This window comes from Rhizobium sp. WSM1328, assembly GCF_057653715.1.
Genome location: NZ_CM172788.1, coordinates 1575151 through 1592072 on the forward strand (window position 1 = coordinate 1575151; position 16922 = coordinate 1592072).

Below are 16922 nucleotides of genomic sequence, written 5' to 3' on the forward strand. Positions count from 1 at the left end.
CGTGCCATAGCGGCGGTGGTATTCTTGAGAATGGACCACGCCCGTGACGAAACTTGATGTCGAAAGTGCCGAAGAGGCAATGCGCAGCCTGTTTCCGGCAACGCCGCTGCAGCTCAATGATCATCTGTCGGCCCGCTACGGGGCCGATATCTGGCTGAAGCGCGAGGATCTGTCGCCGGTGCGCTCCTATAAGATCCGCGGCGCCTTCAATTTCTTCCGCAAGGCGATCGGGCAGGGTGCGGCCGGCAAGACCTTCGTCTGCGCCTCGGCCGGTAATCACGCCCAGGGCTTTGCCTTCGTCTGCCGCCATTTCGGCGTGCCGGGCGTCGTCTTCATGCCGGTGACGACACCGCAGCAGAAGATCGACAAAACGCGTATGTTCGGCGCCGAATTCATCACCATCCGGCTGTTCGGCGACTTCTTCGACCAGTGCTACCAGGCCGCGCGCGAACACGTAGAGGCGGTCGGCGGTGTCATGGTGCCGCCTTTCGACCATGCCGACATCATCGAAGGCCAGGCGACGGTGGCCGCCGAAATCATGCAGCAGCTGCCGGAAGGAACGGTGCCAGACATGGTCGTCCTGCCGGTCGGCGGCGGCGGACTTGCTGCCGGCATCACCGGCTATCTCGACGGCACCGTGCCAAAATCGGCTTTTGTCTTCACCGAACCAGCCGGCGCGCCGAGCCTTAAGCGCAGCATTGAGGCGGGCGCGGTAGTGACACTTGCCAAGGTCGACAATTTCGTCGACGGCGCGGCGGTGGGGCGCATTGGCGACCTGAACTTCGCCGCTCTTCGCGATTTCCCGGCAAGCCAAGTGCAACTGATGCCGGAGAACGCCATCTGCGTCACCATTCAGGAAATGCTGAATGTCGAAGGCGTCGTGCTGGAGCCGGCCGGCGCCCTGTCGCTGACGGCGATCGCCGCGATGGACGTCCAAGCGATCCGCGGCAAGACCATCGTCGCTGTCGTCTCCGGCGGCAATTTCGATTTCGAGCGCCTGCCTGACGTAAAGGAAAGAGCCATGCGTTACGCAGGGCTGAAGAAATATTTCATCCTGCGCCTCGCCCAGCGCCCCGGCGCGCTGCGGGATTTCCTCAATCTGCTCGGCCCCGACGACGATATCGCCCGCTTCGAATATCTGAAGAAATCGGCGCGCAACTTCGGCTCCATCCTGATCGGAATCGAAACCAAGGCGCCAGAGAATTTCGCCCGGCTGATCGGAAATTTCGAAGCAGCCGGCATGGGTTACGAGGATATCACCGAAAACGAGATCCTCGCCAACCTGATCATTTGACTTGGCGACAGCGATATCGTCGTGCTAAAGGCGGAGCATGGCTTCGTTCATTTCAAATATCTTTTCGATGTTCTCCGGCGGCGGCAAACCGGCTTCGGAGGCAGCAGGCCCTTCCGGCGAGCCGCAGCTTTACGGCGATTGCACGATCTATGCCGAGCCGCGCAAGGAAGGCGGCCAGTATCGCCTTGCCGGCCGCATCGAAAAGAAGGTCGGCGACGAGGTACTGGTGCGCAATTTCATCCGCGCCGATCTGTTTTCCTCCTCCGATGACGCGCTCGAATGCACGGTGCGCAAGGCGCAGCAGATCATCGATCAGCATGGTTCGTCGCTCTTTGGCGACGGCGAGAAGCTTCGTCAGGTCTGAAATCGGGATCCGGGGATGGGTCCTTGATACCGGCTGTAACTATTCCTGTGTGACCGGGGTGCTCTCCAGCGAGCGCGTTCTCACTCACGCAATCTTAAAGGATTGCGGTGAAAGGTATCGCCTGCAGGATTTGCAGGACACCCCCGTGTTTGACTGTTTCGGACGATTGACCAAAGGATTCTCTGTCGCGATCACCGCGCCAGCAGGAGGCCGAACGTCCGGAGCCGAGGTCTCATGATGGAGACACTCAACCTCCTTCTCTTCGTCGTCGAAGCCATCGCCTATTTCGTGCTGATGGTGACGCTTCTGCATTTCCGTCACCGGCTCGGTCTCGGGGTTTTCCTGACGGCGCTCGGCGTCATGCATTTCATGGAGACCTATCTGGCGGCGGTGTTTTATGTTTCGCTGCCGTTCGGGGATGTGTCGCCGGGCTCATCCGTCTTCTTCTCCGGCAAGCTGATGATGATCCTGATGCTTTACCTGCAGGAGGATGCCGCGACGGTGCGCCAGCCGATCTACGGTCTCTTCCTCGGCAACCTGCTCACCGTCGGTATTGCCTGGGTGCTGCAACTGCATCAGCCGCTGCAGATATCGACCAACCTCACACCCGACGTCGATTTCCTCAAGGAGATGGGCTGGCTGATGGTCTGGGGCACGGCGCTGCTCTATGTCGATTCGCTCGGCATCATCCTGCTTTACGAAAAACTCGGCGATTTCTTCCGCCGCCGGGTCGTCCTGCGTTTCCTGATTTCGGGGTTCGCGCTGTTGACCTTCGACCAGATCGGCTTCTTCGCCGCGCTGCATTACTTCCTGGATGTGCCGATCGCCGCATTCTGGGGCGGATGGAAGGCAAAAATGCTTGCCGTCTGCCTCTACGCGGCGATGTTCGCATTCTATGAGTATCGTATTCGCCGTGTCGGTGCGGGCGGGTCCGCACGCTCCATCAGCGACGTGTTCGGCGACCTGACGTTCCGCGAGCGCTATAACGACCTTCTGGAGCGCACCGGCCGCGACATGCTCACCGGCGTTTACGATCGGACGCGCATGGAGGTTGAAGCGCCGCTGATGCTGCGTGAGGCGCTGAGGCAGGGGCTATACGCCACCGTTCTTATTCTCGACGCCGATCACTTCAAGGATGTCAATGACGGCTACGGCCATCTCCAGGGCGACGAGGTGCTGAAGGCGATCGCCGCCCGATTGGGCACGACGTTGCGCTCGAGCGATCGCGTCTTCCGCTTCGGCGGCGAGGAATTCGTTGCCGTCTGTCCAGGCGCTGACCACGAGGAAGGTCTGCTGCTTGCCGAGCGCCTGCGCTGGACGATTGCAACCAGCGTCAAGACGCCGGATGACAGGCCGATCACGGTCAGCATCGGTGTTGCGACTGCCGACGAGGACGGCGTCGATTTCACCGCCGTGCTGACGGCTGCCGACGGCAGGCTCTATGTGGCCAAGAAGAGCGGCCGCAACTGTGTCGTCGGCCGCTCCGGCGTGGTGAAACTCAGTTAGACCTGGTGGGCTCGTCGATCAGCGCAGCGCGGTCGGCCGCGGGTGTTTAGGATGTTGCGTAAACAGCAACACATTCCCGTATATTTACGTATTTTCAACATGTTATGAGAGCCATAAAAACGGCTTGTTAGCATAACACAAACGTGATCTCCATTGCCGCAGCATTCCGGATGAGCTTTCCTGCGAGGGGCGTGGACATGAGTGATTCAGTTGCAGCACAGAAAGTCGATGGCGGCGAGTTTGCCGTTTTGTGCATCGGAGGGTTTCTTCTTTCGATTGCCTATGGCGTGACCTTTCTGATCCCGGTGCTGGTTGGCCAGCGTGGTGGCGACGAGGCGCTGGCCGGCCTGATCATTTCGGCTGCGACTGTCAGCACCGTCATTCTCGTGATCCTGTCCGGCCACATCGCGGATGCCATTGGCTCGGCGCGGGCGGTGGCTGTTTCGGGATTGTTTCTTGCCGCGTCAGCGCTGGGATTCGCCATGGTTCCCTCAGCTGGGCTGAGCCTGATGGTGGTCGGTTTCATCCTCGGCATAGGCTGGGGCACCTTCTATGCGCTCGGCCCTATTCTGGTCGCCGCGATCGTCGAACCCGAACATCGGATCCGGTTTTTTGCCCTGCTTTCGGGATCGATGATGTCGGGCATCGGAGCCGGACCGATCATTGGCCGCATTGCTACCAGCTGGTCGATGCCGATCGAGGCGGCCTTCGCATTTGCGTTCCTTGCCAGTCTCGCCGGCGGTGCGCTTTACTTTTTGCTCCATATCCGGCTGACCAATGCCGGCAAGATTTTGCCCCATGTTAACAAGATCTCATTTGGCTCAGCACGCGAGGTGATCGGCTCGCGGGCCATCTATTCCATCGTCATGGTCGGCATCGGCGGCGCGATTTTCGGCGGGCTGTCCAGCTTTCAGACCAGCTACGCCAAGGCGCACGGATTCGACTACTCCCTGTTCTTCATCGGCTTCACGTCCGCCGCGATTCTGAGCAGGCTGTTCGTGGCGGGATATGTGGTCAAGAAAGACCCACTCTATTCGCTTGTGGTCCTGACAAGTCTGACGCTGGCATCGATCGTGCTGTTCCTGATGCTGACATCAAATCAGTTTGCCTATCTGGGAGGCGCGGCGATGCTGGGAGTGGGCTATGGCTTGACTTATTCCGTCATCAACGGCCTGGCGGCCAATGAGGCTCCCGCCGGCCTTATGCCGCAATCGCTGCTGTTATTTTCGCTCGCCTATTCCATCGGCGTCTTCGGCTTTCCACTGATCGCCGGCAATCTGATCGTTTCCTCCGGCGTGCAGACCATGCTGTACGTCGTGCTTCTGCTTGCCGTCCTGAATTTTGCAATCGTCCTGTTTCGTGTTGCCCACCGTGCGACGCAAGAACGAAACAAAGCATCCGTAGGAGACAATACAAGCACTCTATGACGGGTGGCCGAGGCCGGCGAAGGGGCCGGGCAAGTTTGACCTGCCCAGCCCGGCTCACTTAGGCAGCGCGGAAGATCTTGGCGCCGGAGGGGGCACTCGTCATGCCGCCGTCGACGGTGATCTCGATGCCGGTGACATTGGCCGCATCATCCGAAGCCAGATAGAGCGCCGCCTTGGCGATTTCGTCGGCTTCGCTCATGCGGCCGAGCGGGCTCATGCCTCCGATGCGCGCCTCGAGCGCCGACATGGCGTCTTCCGTCTGGGCCATCGGCGACCAGATCGGCGTTTTCGTGCCGCCGGGCGTTACCTGATTGACGCGGATGCCGCGCGGTGCGAGCTCGGATGCCATATTGCGCGTCATGGCCCGGACTGCCGCCTTGGTCGCCGCATAGGCTGTCCAGCCGGGAGCGCCGAGCACGGCATGCACGGAACCGTTGAGGATCACGGAAGCGCCGTCATTGAGGTGCGGCAGGGCCGATTGCACGGTGAAGAAAACCGCCGTGAGATTGGTGCTGATGATCTGGTTGAACTGCTCCAGTGATGTCTCGCCGAGCGGCGTCGCGCCGCCGATGCCGGCATTGGCGAAGATGATGTCGAACTTGCCGACCTTTCCGGCGGCTTCCGCAAAGGCCTTCTCGGTGGCGGCGGCATCGGTGACATCGACCTTCAGCGCCAACACGCCGGCTCCCAGCGCCTTTTCGGCGGCAGCGAGGGTTTCCGGGTTGCGGCCGGTGATCACCACCCTGGCACCCTCGTCGATGAAGACCCTGGCGGTCGCAAGACCGATGCCGCTGTTTCCGCCGGTGATCAGGGCAACCTTGTTTCTTAGACGCATGATTCATGCTCCTCTTGGAATTGACAATGATATAGATTATGATCGTTATCTATAAGGATTATGATAATAATCTACATGAGTCAATAGGCAGTGCCGGGGAGATGTCCGATGGGCCGTTCGCAGCTGGAAAAACAGAAGACGCACGAGAAGATTATCGAGATCGCGTCGAAGCGACTACGCGAAGAGGGGCTCGAAGGTATTGGCGTCGCCGATCTGATGAAGGAAGCCGGGCTGACCGTCGGCGGCTTCTATAAGCATTTCGCCTGCCGTGACGATCTGGTCGCCGAGGCGATCCAATCCGCTTTCGATTCATGGGGGCGCAAGCTGGAGGCCGAGGGGGTGAACCCGGCGGAGATGACGGCCGCCGATGTCGCCGACCGTTATGTGAGCGCCTATCACCGCGACAATCCGGGTGAGGGCTGCCCTTTTGCCGCGCTGACCTCCGATATATCACGCAGCGGTGAGAAGGCGCGGGGGATCGCGACGGAGGGGCTCAGGCGTAATTTCGCGTCATTGGCGAGCAAGGCTGCGGGAGCGGACGATAGCGAACGGCGGCGCAAGGCGATCATGGCCTTCGCGATGATGGCCGGCGGCGTCGGCCTTGCCAGAATTTCGTCCGATGAGGAACTCTCGGCCGAAATCCTGGCGACGGTCCGGGATTTTGTCGCCGATATCGACAAATGAAAAACGGCCGGCAAAAGCCGGCCGTTCCACAGAGCGTTGAAGAGCCGATCAGGCGGCCAGTGCGATTTCCTGGACGCGCGACTTAGCGGCGTCGATCGCCTTTTCGGCAGCTTCCGGACCGAAGGCCAAGCCTTCGACATAGATGGTCTCGATATCGGTAATGCCGAGGAAACCGAGAACCGACTTCAGGTACGGCACGGCATGGTTCAAGGCGGCTGCCGGTCCCTGCGAGTAGACACCACCCGAGGCGAGCACCACATAGACCTTCTTGCCGGTTGCGAGGCCAACCGGGCCGCTTTCCGTGTACTTGAAGGTCAGGCCGGCGCGGGCGACGTTGTCGATCCAGGTCTTCAGCGACGAGTAGATGTTGAAGTTGATGAGGCCGGTGCTGATGACGATCGTATCGGCGGCAAGCAGTTCGCTGACGAGTTCGTCGGAGGTCTTGACGGCCACGGCTTCCTCAGCGGTGCGGGCCTCGGCCGGCTTGCGGATTGCGCCGGTGAAGAGGTCATCGATATGCGGCAGCGGGGTGGCGGCAAGGTCGCGGCGGACGACGACGCTGCCCGGATTCTGGTTCTTCAGCTTTTCGGCGAGATCGACGGCGATCGGCGTCGAGAGCGATTCGGCACGCGGGCTGGACGTCAGAAGAAGGATGGACGACATGGTGCATTTCCTTTCGAATGGAATTTGACGGCCCGTTGCTGGGAGGTGAGCCGCAGTCTCGATGAGGAAAATAGATCTGGCCTGCTATCGAAAAAACGGTGATAATGTCGATCGAAACTATCGATGGAATGGATAGAAGATGCTGCCGAACCCGACTCTGGACCAATTACAGGTGTTTTTGACCGTTGCCGAGACCGGCAGCTTCTCGGCCGCTTCGCGGGCGCTGAACCGTGCGCAGTCGGTCGTCAGCTATACGATCGGCAATCTGGAGGCACAGCTTGAAGTGCCGCTTTTCGAGCGCTCCGGCGCCCGCCAGCCGAAGCTGACGGAGGCGGGCAAGGCGATGCTGGAGGATGCGCGGCGCATTCTGGGCGACCTGCAAGTCATGCGGGCGCGCGTCAAGAGCCTGAGGGAAGGGCTCGAAGCGGAGGTATCCGTCGCCATCAGTGTCATGGTGCCTTCACGAGCCCTGGTGGATGTACTCCACGAATTCCGCGAGATGTTTCCATCCGTTTCGTTGAGCCTCAATGTCGGCGAGCTCGGAATGGTCATGGATCTCGTCCTCAGCGGCAAGGCGACGATCGGGATTGGTGGCGCGGTCGTCCAGCAGGACGATTCGATCGTCACGGAGCGGATCGGTCATTCCTTCATGTTGCCGGTTGCCGCGCGCAACCATCCGCTTGCCGGGATCGGCCGGCCGCTGACGCTTGGCGACGTCCGCGAGGAAGTGCAGCTTGTCGTCACCGATGCGTCGGGCCGGACGAAGGGGCGCGATTTCAACGTTCTCTCCTACAAGACATGGCGTGTCAGCGATATCGCGACGAAGCACCAGCTCATCAAGGCCGGCCTTGGCTGGGGCGGCCTTCCGGCTTCCGTGATTCATGGCGATCTCGTCAGCGGCACGCTCGTCCATCTCGATCTGGATGCCTACGAACAGGGGGAGTATCCGATATATTCGGTGCGCCAGCTCGCCAACCCGCCCGGACCTGCCGCCACCTGGATGATCGACGCGTTCCGCACGCGGCTTTCCCATTGCCCGAACCAGGCCGATTTCCATGCTCAGATGGCGGAACTCCAGGAACCCGCGACACCGCTCGCGGCCGAATGACGAAGGCGCGGCGGGCGCGCCTTCGCCGGCATCCTCTTCGGCCTAAAGAACCAGCCTGAACTTCGAGAAACCGTCGGCCCCTTCGCCGGCATCCTCGATCTTGACGCTTTTGACCTCGGTGAGGAACTGCTTTGCCTTCGGGCCGCTTTCAAAGGTCGCGGTCGTGCCCGGAAGCGGCTTGAAGGTCCAGTTTGCGTCGGCCGACGGATTGATCGTGCCCTGATCATGGACATAGCGTACGATGACGTCGCGGTTGGTATCAGGCGCCTGGAAGATCACCTTGTCCGCGGTGATCTCAGGGAAATTGCCGCCGCCACCGGCGCGGTAGTTGTTCGAGACGACGACGAACTTCTGGGCCGGATCGATCGGCTTGCCTTTGAAGGCGAGGTTCTGGATGCGGTTGGAGTCCGGATTGATCGGCTTGCCTGATGAATCATACTTCGGCGGCTGCGACAGGTCGATCTGGTAGGTGACGCCGTCGATCACGTCGAAATTGTAGGACGGAAAATCGTTGTTGAGCAGTGCTGTATCCTTCGAGCCAGCCTTGATGTGATTGAACATGCCGGCCGACATTTCGAGCCAGTTCTTCACCTGGGCGCCGGTGATGGCGACAGCCTGCACCGTGTTTGGGTAGAGATAGAGGTCGGCGACGTTCTTGATGGCGATATCGCCGGCCGGAACATCGGTATAGTAATCGGCGCCGCCGCGGCCGCCGGCCTTGAAGGGGGCCGCCGCCGAAAGCACCGGCAGGTCCTTGAACGCGGTGTCGGCGAGCATCTGCTTGATGTACCAGGTCTGGGCTTGGCTGACGACCTGCACGGAGGGATCGTCAGCGACCAGCGCGAAGTACGAATAGAGCGGTGCGGACGTCTTGCCGACCGGGGTCCGGACATAGGCAAGTGTCGCCTCGTGCTCGGCCTTGGCGGCCTCGACCACGTCCTTCTTGTCGGCGTAGTCGGCAACCACTTTCTTCTTGTCGTCGCGATGATAGATCGGCCGTGCTTCCGAGGTGAAATCGACGATCTTCCAGCTATTGCCGTCTTTCTCGAGTAGCAGGTCGATAAGGCCGAGATGTGAGCCCCAGAAACCAGCCATCACGGCGGGCTTGCCATGCAGCGTGCCCTTGACGGGGTCGGCATTGGCGACGCTGTCCCAGCTCTTCGGGCCGGGGAAGACGAGATGCTGGTGGCCGGTGAAGATCGCGTCGATCCCATCGACGGCGGCGAGATGCAGCGAGGCGTTTTCCATCTTGTCAGACGGTGCGCTGCCATCGATGCCGGAATGCGAGAGCGCAATGACGATATCGGCGCCGGCTTCCTTCATGGCGGGAACCCAGGCCTTGGCGGCCTCGACGATGTCGCGCGTCTGCGCCTTGCCTTCGAGGTTCTTGATGTCCCAGAGCATGATCTGCGGCGGCACGAAGCCGATGAAACCGATCTTGACGGGGCTCTCATTGCCGGCGCCGTCCTTGATCTGCTTTTCGACGATGATGTAGGGCTTGAAGAAGAGATTGTCCTGCTTCGGGTCCGAGGCGAGCTGGCCCTTGGTCAGGTTGGCGCAGACGAAGGGGAAGTTTGCGCCTGATAGTACCTTGAACATGAAGTCGAGGCCGTAGTTGAACTCGTGATTGCCGAGCGTGCCCACAGTATAGCCGAGCGTGTTCATCGCCTTGATCACCGGATGGACGTCGCCGTCCTTCATGCCGTGCTGATAGGCCATGTAATCACCCATCGGATTGCCCTGCAGCACGTCGCCATTGTCGATCAGCAGTGAGTTGACGGCCTCGGCGCGGATGCCGTCGATGATCGTCCCGGTGCGCGACAGGCCCATCGTGTCGTTCGGCTTGTCGGCATAATAGTCATAGGGGAAGACATTGACATGAATGTCAGTCGTTTCCATCAGCCTCAGATGCGCCTGGTTGGCGCTGGCGCGCGCGCTGAAAGGATGCAGCAGCACCAGGGCGGAAGTGGCGGCGAGGCCGCCGAGCAGGGAACGGCGGCTCATTACGCCAACATCGAAAATGGAAGACATGGAAACTCTCCTTCAGGATCATGCATCGTCCGGCCCGTCAGAATTAGGACGATTTGGCGAGGAGTACACTGCGAAAATGACAGGACGTCAAAACAATCCGCCGGAAAAGCGTCATCGCTCCGAAATGCAATTTATGGTGCAGTCCCTCAGCGCCAGGCTGCCACAGACGCAAGGCGCGGTCACCCTCGGCGTCGGTGTCAACCGCAGTTGCTGGAGCGATCTCAGCCGCTCCTTCGGCGCAAAGGCCGGGCACCTTACGAGTTTGGTGCCGATGTTGTTAAGTGAGGCGTCCGCTCGACGTTGACGGCGGTTCTAACCAGCGGACGCACCGCCAGCACCGGCCGCATCTCCTTATGGAAAAAGCGGAAATAGGAGGAGATCTGCGCCCGCGCATTCGAATTCACGTCGAACTGGATGCCGACGCGGCCATTATGCTTCCAGCGGATGATGCCTTCGAGCAGCCCGAGGTTTTCGGCCTCGATGCGCACCTTGCTGCCGGAGGCGGCATGGAGCGGCCCCTTCATCTCCAGGGCGGCACCGGTTGGCGATAGGTTGAGGATGCGGGCATCCACCTGGCTGTTCAGATATTTGACATGGCCGAACACGCGGCAGTTTTTTCGGTCGGCCTTTCGAGCCGTGATTTTCAAGTTGCGGGTCATACTGTCTCCCTTGATATAGCCAGGGAGCATAGCGCCGGAAAATTGAAATGGTTTTAGGGGCTTGGCTAAAATTGCAGTGAAACGTCAATTGGCAGCAGCGGCCCTGCGTCCCACCACATGTTCGCGCCAGACCGTGAAGATCCCGGCGGCAACCACGATGATCGAGCCAGCGATCATATTGAGACTGAGCGTTTCATCGTAGATCACCATGCCGATGACAGAGGCGTAGACAAGTGACAGATAGGTCAGCGGCTGGACGGCGGCGGCATCGAGAATATCATAGGCGCGGATCAGGAAATAATGGCTGGAAATGCTGGTGACGCAGACGAGCGCCATCCAGCCCCAATCGCCCGGCGACATCCAGCTCCAGTAGAACGGTCCGACCAGCGTCATCGTAACGCCACCGACGACGCCGGTATAGAAGAAGCTGGTCATCGACGAATCGTCGCGGCTGACCAAGCGGGTGGCGATAACGTAGAAGGCGAAGTTGAAGCAGGAAAGGACGGCGAGAAGCAGCTTAAGGTCGAAAAATTCGCCTTCCGGCTTCAGGATCAGCAGCACTCCGAACAGTCCGGCGCCGATCGCTGCCCACCGCCGCCACCCGACCCGCTCGCCGAGGATCGGCATCGCCAGCAGCGCGATCAGGATCGGCGTCGCGGAAAAGATCGCCTGTGAACGGGCAAGGCCGATCACGGCAAAGCAGGTGATGGCCAGAACCACCTGAACTGCAAGCAGAACGCCGCGCGTCACCTGCAGGAAGGGGCGTTTGGTGCGGGCCGTCGCCTTGATACCGCCGCGCATCTTCGACGCGAGGATGATCGTGAAAAGCGCAAAGGCCCAATAGCGGATCATCGTCACGAAGATCGGCGGATAGGCCGTCGCCAGATGTTTCGAGATGGCGTCCTGCAGTGAAAAGATGGTGAGCGCCAGCAGAACGAAGATATAGCCTTGGGTCTTCGATGTCATGACTTGCCATTACTGCATAATTTCACCCTTAAATCGATTCCGATTTAAGAGTGAAATTATGCAGAAGTCCAAAGTGTTACAGCGTCCTCTGCGCGTCTGAAAAGACGCGCAGCGCTGTAGTGGGGAAGCGCCCGCGCGCGCCGAAAGTCTGGGCAGGCTTTCGGCAAAGATGCAAGGCCTCAAAGGCCGACATTCGGCTTGTCGATGATTTCTCTGAGAGCGAAGCTGGAATTGATCTTGACGACATGGGGAAGGGCCGACAGCCAGTCGCGGTGGATGCGCTCATAGTCCTCGAGATCACGGGCGGCGACCCTGAGGATGTAATCGTATTCGCCCGACATCAGGTAGCAGACGAGCACGTTCGGGCAGAGCTTCACCGCTGCCTCGAATTCCGCCAGTGTCTTGGCGAACTGGCCGGAGAGCGAGATATGCACGATGGCGATCATCTTGTAGTCGAGCGCCTTGTGTGAAAGCCGCGCGTGGTAGCCGCCGATGACGCCGCTTCTTTCCAAGATGTCGAGCCGGCGCGAACAGGCCGAAGGCGACAGTCCGATCCTTTCGGCAAGCTCGGCATTGGTCATGCGGGCATTGGCCTGCAATGCCCCGAGAATCGCAAGATCGATGGTGTCGAGATCGGCCATTCGAAGAACCTTCGAAAAAAGATAGGATAAATGCAATAATCGCCGAAAAATCGCGTCTTCGCAAATCGTCTTTGCAAGGACATTTCACTGTCTTGATGGTTGGATTCCTCATCTGAAAAAATCCGCGGCCGCGGAGATAAAATGAGAGGAACGCGCATGCGTGTCGGTTGCCCGAAGGAAATCAAGAATCATGAATATCGCGTCGGTCTGACGCCGGCTTCGGTGCGAGAATATGTTGCCCACGGCCACGATGTCTGGGTGGAGACCAAGGCAGGCGTCGGTATCGGCGCTGATGATGCCGCCTATGCCGCGGCTGGCGCCAAGATCGCCGCCTCCGCCAAGGATATCTTCGAAAAGTGCGATATGATCGTCAAGGTGAAGGAGCCGCAGCCCGCCGAATGGGCGCAGCTCCGTGACGGCCAGCTTCTCTACACCTATCTGCATCTGGCGCCGGATCCTGAACAGACCAAGGGTCTCATCGCCTCCGGCGTTACCGCGATCGCCTATGAGACGGTGACCGACGAGCGCGGCGGTCTGCCGTTGCTGGCGCCGATGTCGGAGGTCGCCGGACGCCTGTCGATCCAGGCAGGGGCGACCGCGCTGCAGAAGGCCAATGGTGGCCTCGGCGTCCTGCTCGGCGGCGTACCTGGTGTGCTGCCGGCCAAGGTCGCGGTCATCGGCGGCGGCGTTGTCGGCCTGCATGCCGCCAGGATGGCCGCCGGCCTCGGCGCCGATGTCAGCATCCTCGACAAGTCGCTGCCGCGCTTGCGCCAGCTTGACGATATCTTCGCCGGCCGCATCCACACCCGTTATTCCAGCATCCAGGCGCTGGAGGAGGAAGTCTTCTCGGCCGATCTCATTATCGGCGCCGTGCTGATTCCCGGCGCTGCCGCTCCGAAGCTCGTCACCCGCGAGATGCTCTCCGGCATGAAGAAGGGCTCCGTCATCGTCGACGTCGCCATCGACCAGGGCGGCTGCTTCGAGACCTCGCATGCGACGACCCATTCCGATCCGACCTATGAAGTCGACGGCGTCGTGCATTATTGCGTCGCCAACATGCCGGGCGCCGTGCCGGTCACCTCGGCGCACGCGCTGAACAATGCCACATTGGTTCATGGCCTGGCGCTTGCCGATCGCGGCCTGCGCGCTATTGCCGAAGACAAGCACCTGAGGAACGGCCTCAACGTGCACAAGGGCCGCATTACCAGCAAGCCCGTCGCCGACGCGCTGGGCTACGAAGCCTTTGCGCCGGAGAGCGTACTGAACGTAGCGTAAGCTTGCTGACTCAAGGTCAGGCGCCGGCCTCCACCAGGGCCGGCGCCTTTACTTTGTCGATCCGGCATTGGAAGCAGTTGTTGCGCGCTGAGCGCACATGCACATAGGCGATACCAGATCGTCCCAGCAGCTCTTCGCCATAGGCTGGAATATCGCCGATAGCGGTCACCGCGCCGGTGCCGTAGACGATGCGGTCGTTTTCACTATAGCCGCGGACGATGAAGTCGCGGCTCGTCGTCAGCACCGGCGGCATGATCTCTTCGGCGGCATAGCGTGCACAAGGCTGCTTGTGCAGGAAGACCGGGCCGGTTTCGGCATAGGGCTGCAGTTCGGGGAAGGGCCGATAGGCGAAGACCAGCAACGCCTCGCCCGCATCGATATTTTCAAGGCAATGGCGGCAGGGATGACCGGGACCATCGGAAACGATCGTCTCGGGCAGCCTGTCATAGGCGTCGCGGCCGCCGTTCCAGAGGTGTTCGGCGTCGGTCGTCGGCATGGCAACAAAACGAATGGCGGTCACGATAGATCTCCTTTGTATTGCCATGAAATGCACCTCGACGAGCGCGCAAGCCACCCGATTCTTGCGCGCCGCAGGCATTGGGCGATCGAGTGAAACGCGGAATATGCTTCGTCCTCAAAGCGCACGCTTCCACCCTCCGCGTAACCTCAGACACTGCGGGAGTGCGCCAAAAGCGGGTCACCACGGGTCGCCCCCAAGCGGGTCGACGCCTGTCATGGACCAGCTTTCTTCTCGCTGCTCGTCGGCTCGATCGTGTCTCTCGTCGCTGCGCCGGGTATGTCTGGCGTCTTCATACCGTGGTACACGATCGGGTGGCACAGGGTCGGGCCGCTGTTCGGTTTTGAGAGGGTGCGCTGGCTGGCGGCCTCACGAATTTCGGTTTGGAGGGACAGATGATGGCTGAAGAAGCAGCATTGAACTTCGCGGACTTCTATGATGCCGAGCTTGCTCTCCATAACGCGCATTTTCGGGTCGCCGCCGCGGTGGGGCGGTCTGATCGTGTTCTCGATATCGGTTGCGGCGCCGGACAAACCACACGTGACGCCGCGCGCGCTGCTGAAGCAGGACGAGCGCACGGAATAGACCTGTCCGTCACGATGCTGGAGATTGCCCGCCGGCGCAGCGCCGAGGAGGGATTACCCAATGCGACGTTCGAAGTGGCGGATGCACAGAACTACCACTTCGCAAAAGGGGAATTCGACCTTTGCATCAGTCGATTTGGCGTCATGTTCTTCGCCGATCCGGCGGTGGCTTTCGCCAACATCGCCAACGCCGTACGCCCGGGTGGGCGTTTCATTTTCATGGTCTGGCAGGACAGAGACCGCAATGAGTGGGCGACCGCCATACATGAGGCGCTTGACCCGGATTCAACCGGTCCGGTTGCGGCCAGCAAAGCCTTTTCGCTGAGCGAACCCTCGGTTACGTCTGGACTGCTCGAAACGGCAGGGTTCGCTACCATCGAGTTTCGTGAAATCAACGAGCCTGTGTTCTACGGTCCAGATCCCGAGACTGCATTGGCGACGATTCAGACATTTGAAAATGTGAAGAACGCCCTCGATCGTTCCGTCGCGACAGCCGAAATACGGGCGCGGGGCTGCTCGACATGCTGGAGGCGCACCAGACACCCCACGGAATTCAATTCGATTCGCGCGCATGGCTGATCAGCGGCCGCCGGTACGGCGACAGTCCCTCGTGCGTTATGTGATTTCCGCTCAGCGTGAATGTCGGCTTTGGGTCAAGCCGACATTGCTGGCATTTGCTATCGAATTCCGCAAAACTGCATGACGAAAAGGAGAAGCCCTTGCCCGACATCGATCTCGCGCTGCTGGCGCAACAGAATGCGGAAATACTGGAAGAGCTCAGGGCTCTGCGCCGGGAAGTGGCGGAACTGAAGGAGCAGTCGGGCCGCACGCTCGATTTCGAGCGCCGCAACGACCCACGCCGCCCGAACAGCCTGACGCAGCGTTAGTTGCCTCTGGCTACGTCAGGGAAAGAAGCCGTCAGCTTTTCCGCGCAATCTCCAGAAGCTCCTTGTCGCTGAGCGGCCGGACGATGCCGGTGCCGGTCGAGACGGGGGAGAAGCCGTACATCTGGTAGAGCTGCAGCGCGCGCGGATGGTCGAGGTTGTTGGTGGTGGTGGTGACCCGCTTCGGATTGAGCGACCAGATGGCATAGAGCGCCTGCAGCAGGAACCACTTGCCGATGCCGAGACCGAGCGCATGTTCGATCAGGCCGAAATGGCTGAGCTCGATCATATCCTCGTCTTCGCAGAAATATTCGTAGAAGCCGGCGGGCGCGCCGTTCACGTAGAGAACGCTGATATTGTTGCGCTTGTCGTTCAGCGTCTCGGCAAGCTGCTCGTCGCTCATGCGCAACCGATCCACCCATTGCCAGCGGGCACCCACCTGCCGGTAGAGATAGCGGTAGAAGGGCAGCGGGATCTCGGGAGCGCGCATGATCGCCGTCTGGATATTGACGGGCACCGGCATGCTTGCCTTTGGCGGCGCCGTCATTTCGAGCCGGGTGATGTGAGCTTTCAGCGAAGCGGGTGCCTTTCCCATGGCGATCAGGCTTTGACCGGCGTCGGCGGACCGGTAACGATGGGTGTATCGTCACGGCTGCCCCATTCGCTCCACGAGCCATCATAAAGCTTGTTGTCGTGATGGCCGAGCGATTCCAGCGCCAGCGTGATGATCGCGGCGGTGATTCCCGAGCCGCAGGAGGTGACGACGGGTTTTGAAAGATCAATGCCGGCATCCTCGATCGTCTGCCTGAGTTCGGGCAGCGACTTGAAACGGCCCTGACTGGCGAAGACACCGGAGGGCAGGCTGCGGGCGCCGGGCATATGGCCGGAGCGCATGCCGGCGCGCGGTTCGGGCTCGGCGGCTGCGAAGCGGCCGGCGCTGCGGGCATCGGCGATCTGCATCGCGCCGCTGGAGACGATGTCGCGCATCCTATCGAGCGTCACCACGCGGCTTTCATCGAAATTGGGCGTGAAGGTCGCCGACGCAGGATTGGGTGCTGCGGTTTCCAGCGGACGGCCCTCGGCCTTCCAGCCGTCGAGACCGCCATCGAGCACGAAGACGTTTTTCGCGCCCATCACCCGGAAAAGCCACCAGACGCGGGGCGAGGCGAACAGACCGATACCGTCATAGACGACGATCCGATCATTCTCGCTGATGCCGAGCCGGCCGACTTCGGCGGCGAAATAATCGGGCGAGGGGATCGTGTGCGGCAGCGATGTCGAATGGTCGGCGATCTTGTCCTGATCGAAGCGGATGGCGCCGGGAATATGGCCGGCAGCATATTCGGCATCGGCATCGCGCTTCTGCGCCGGCAGATAGAAGGAGGCGTCCAGCACCCGAAGGTCAGCTTTGCCGAGCTCGGACTGCAGCCAGTCGGCCGAAACGACGAAACGGCTCTTGGTCTCACTCATGATGGTCTCCCTTG

At 60.6% G+C, this 16922-nt stretch carries 17 protein-coding genes and 1 pseudogene; 9 read left to right on the forward strand and 9 right to left on the reverse strand.

Annotated elements, in window-relative coordinates:
* The first annotated feature begins 43 nt into the window (after nucleotides 1–43).
* The 4 genes from ilvA to AC2444_RS08125 all read left to right on the forward strand — a co-directional run bounded on the left by ilvA (nucleotide 44) and on the right by AC2444_RS08125 (nucleotide 4591).
* Nucleotides 44–1294 carry a threonine ammonia-lyase gene (ilvA, locus tag AC2444_RS08110; protein WP_012757159.1) on the forward strand — a complete coding sequence of 417 codons (1251 nt, stop codon included), beginning with the start codon at nucleotides 44–46 and terminating at the stop codon, nucleotides 1292–1294.
* 37 nt (nucleotides 1295–1331) lie between these two features.
* Complete coding sequence (locus tag AC2444_RS08115; RefSeq protein ID WP_003538786.1) at nucleotides 1332–1658, forward strand: HlyU family transcriptional regulator; 327 nt, start codon at nucleotides 1332–1334, stop codon at nucleotides 1656–1658.
* Between the two features lie 234 nt (nucleotides 1659–1892).
* Nucleotides 1893–3164 carry a GGDEF domain-containing protein gene (locus tag AC2444_RS08120; RefSeq protein WP_012757160.1) on the forward strand — a complete coding sequence of 424 codons (1272 nt, stop codon included), beginning with the start codon at nucleotides 1893–1895 and terminating at the stop codon, nucleotides 3162–3164.
* Nucleotides 3165–3361: 197 nt separating this feature from the next.
* Nucleotides 3362–4591 (forward strand): MFS transporter, encoded by a 1230-nt coding sequence (locus AC2444_RS08125; protein WP_012757161.1) that lies wholly within the window; start codon nucleotides 3362–3364, stop codon nucleotides 4589–4591.
* Between the two features lie 58 nt (nucleotides 4592–4649).
* On the opposite strand, the gene AC2444_RS08130 is transcribed toward AC2444_RS08125, so the two are convergent.
* A complete protein-coding gene (locus tag AC2444_RS08130) occupies nucleotides 4650–5426 on the reverse strand; it encodes an SDR family oxidoreductase (protein ID WP_012757162.1) in 777 nt (258 codons plus the stop codon).
* Nucleotides 5427–5534: 108 nt separating this feature from the next.
* Here AC2444_RS08130 and AC2444_RS08135 point away from each other — a divergent pair, with 108 nt between their 5' ends.
* On the forward strand, nucleotides 5535–6110 hold the full coding sequence (locus AC2444_RS08135) for a TetR/AcrR family transcriptional regulator (RefSeq protein WP_012757163.1): 576 nt from the start codon (nucleotides 5535–5537) through the stop codon (nucleotides 6108–6110).
* A 48-nt stretch (nucleotides 6111–6158) separates the two neighbouring features.
* Here AC2444_RS08135 and AC2444_RS08140 read toward each other — a convergent pair whose 3' ends face one another.
* Entirely contained in the window at nucleotides 6159–6773 is a 615-nt protein-coding gene (locus AC2444_RS08140; RefSeq protein WP_012757164.1) for an FMN-dependent NADH-azoreductase, read from the reverse strand.
* Between the two features lie 139 nt (nucleotides 6774–6912).
* Between AC2444_RS08140 and AC2444_RS08145 the strand changes: the two genes are divergently transcribed.
* A complete protein-coding gene (locus AC2444_RS08145) occupies nucleotides 6913–7881 on the forward strand; it encodes a LysR family transcriptional regulator (RefSeq protein WP_012757165.1) in 969 nt (322 codons plus the stop codon).
* Nucleotides 7882–7923: 42 nt separating this feature from the next.
* Here the strand turns inward: AC2444_RS08145 and AC2444_RS08150 are convergent, their stop codons facing one another.
* The 4 genes from AC2444_RS08150 to AC2444_RS08165 form a co-directional block, all read right to left on the reverse strand.
* Nucleotides 7924–9912: a bifunctional 2',3'-cyclic-nucleotide 2'-phosphodiesterase/3'-nucleotidase gene (locus AC2444_RS08150; protein ID WP_012757166.1), complete on the reverse strand. Its 1989-nt coding sequence runs from the start codon at nucleotides 9910–9912 to the stop codon at nucleotides 7924–7926.
* A 254-nt stretch (nucleotides 9913–10166) separates the two neighbouring features.
* A complete protein-coding gene (locus AC2444_RS08155; RefSeq protein WP_012757168.1) occupies nucleotides 10167–10571 on the reverse strand; it encodes a PilZ domain-containing protein in 405 nt (134 codons plus the stop codon).
* An 84-nt stretch (nucleotides 10572–10655) separates the two neighbouring features.
* Nucleotides 10656–11537, reverse strand: coding sequence for a DMT family transporter (locus AC2444_RS08160; protein WP_012757169.1), 882 nt, complete (start codon nucleotides 11535–11537; stop codon nucleotides 10656–10658).
* A gap of 179 nt (nucleotides 11538–11716) precedes the next feature.
* Entirely contained in the window at nucleotides 11717–12178 is a 462-nt protein-coding gene (locus AC2444_RS08165; protein ID WP_012757170.1) for an Lrp/AsnC family transcriptional regulator, read from the reverse strand.
* Between the two features lie 156 nt (nucleotides 12179–12334).
* Here AC2444_RS08165 and ald point away from each other — a divergent pair, with 156 nt between their 5' ends.
* Complete coding sequence (gene ald / locus AC2444_RS08170) at nucleotides 12335–13453, forward strand: alanine dehydrogenase (protein WP_003558729.1); 1119 nt, start codon at nucleotides 12335–12337, stop codon at nucleotides 13451–13453.
* A gap of 16 nt (nucleotides 13454–13469) precedes the next feature.
* On the opposite strand, the gene AC2444_RS08175 is transcribed toward ald, so the two are convergent.
* Nucleotides 13470–13973 (reverse strand): DUF1203 domain-containing protein, encoded by a 504-nt coding sequence (locus AC2444_RS08175; protein ID WP_012757171.1) that lies wholly within the window; start codon nucleotides 13971–13973, stop codon nucleotides 13470–13472.
* A 392-nt stretch (nucleotides 13974–14365) separates the two neighbouring features.
* Here AC2444_RS08175 and AC2444_RS08180 point away from each other — a divergent pair.
* Nucleotides 14366–15193, forward strand: a pseudogene (locus AC2444_RS08180) (class I SAM-dependent methyltransferase).
* Between the two features lie 80 nt (nucleotides 15194–15273).
* On the forward strand, nucleotides 15274–15441 hold the full coding sequence (locus tag AC2444_RS08185; protein WP_003558735.1) for a hypothetical protein: 168 nt from the start codon (nucleotides 15274–15276) through the stop codon (nucleotides 15439–15441).
* 31 nt (nucleotides 15442–15472) lie between these two features.
* Here AC2444_RS08185 and AC2444_RS08190 read toward each other — a convergent pair whose 3' ends face one another.
* Together AC2444_RS08190 and sseA are read right to left on the reverse strand one after the other, a co-directional pair.
* Nucleotides 15473–16033 carry a GNAT family N-acetyltransferase gene (locus AC2444_RS08190; protein ID WP_012757173.1) on the reverse strand — a complete coding sequence of 187 codons (561 nt, stop codon included), beginning with the start codon at nucleotides 16031–16033 and terminating at the stop codon, nucleotides 15473–15475.
* Nucleotides 16034–16038: 5 nt separating this feature from the next.
* The gene (gene sseA / locus AC2444_RS08195; RefSeq protein ID WP_012757174.1) at nucleotides 16039–16908 is read right to left on the reverse strand and encodes a 3-mercaptopyruvate sulfurtransferase; all 870 of its coding nucleotides are present in this window, start codon (nucleotides 16906–16908) and stop codon (nucleotides 16039–16041) included.
* Nucleotides 16909–16922: the final 14 nt, after the last annotated feature.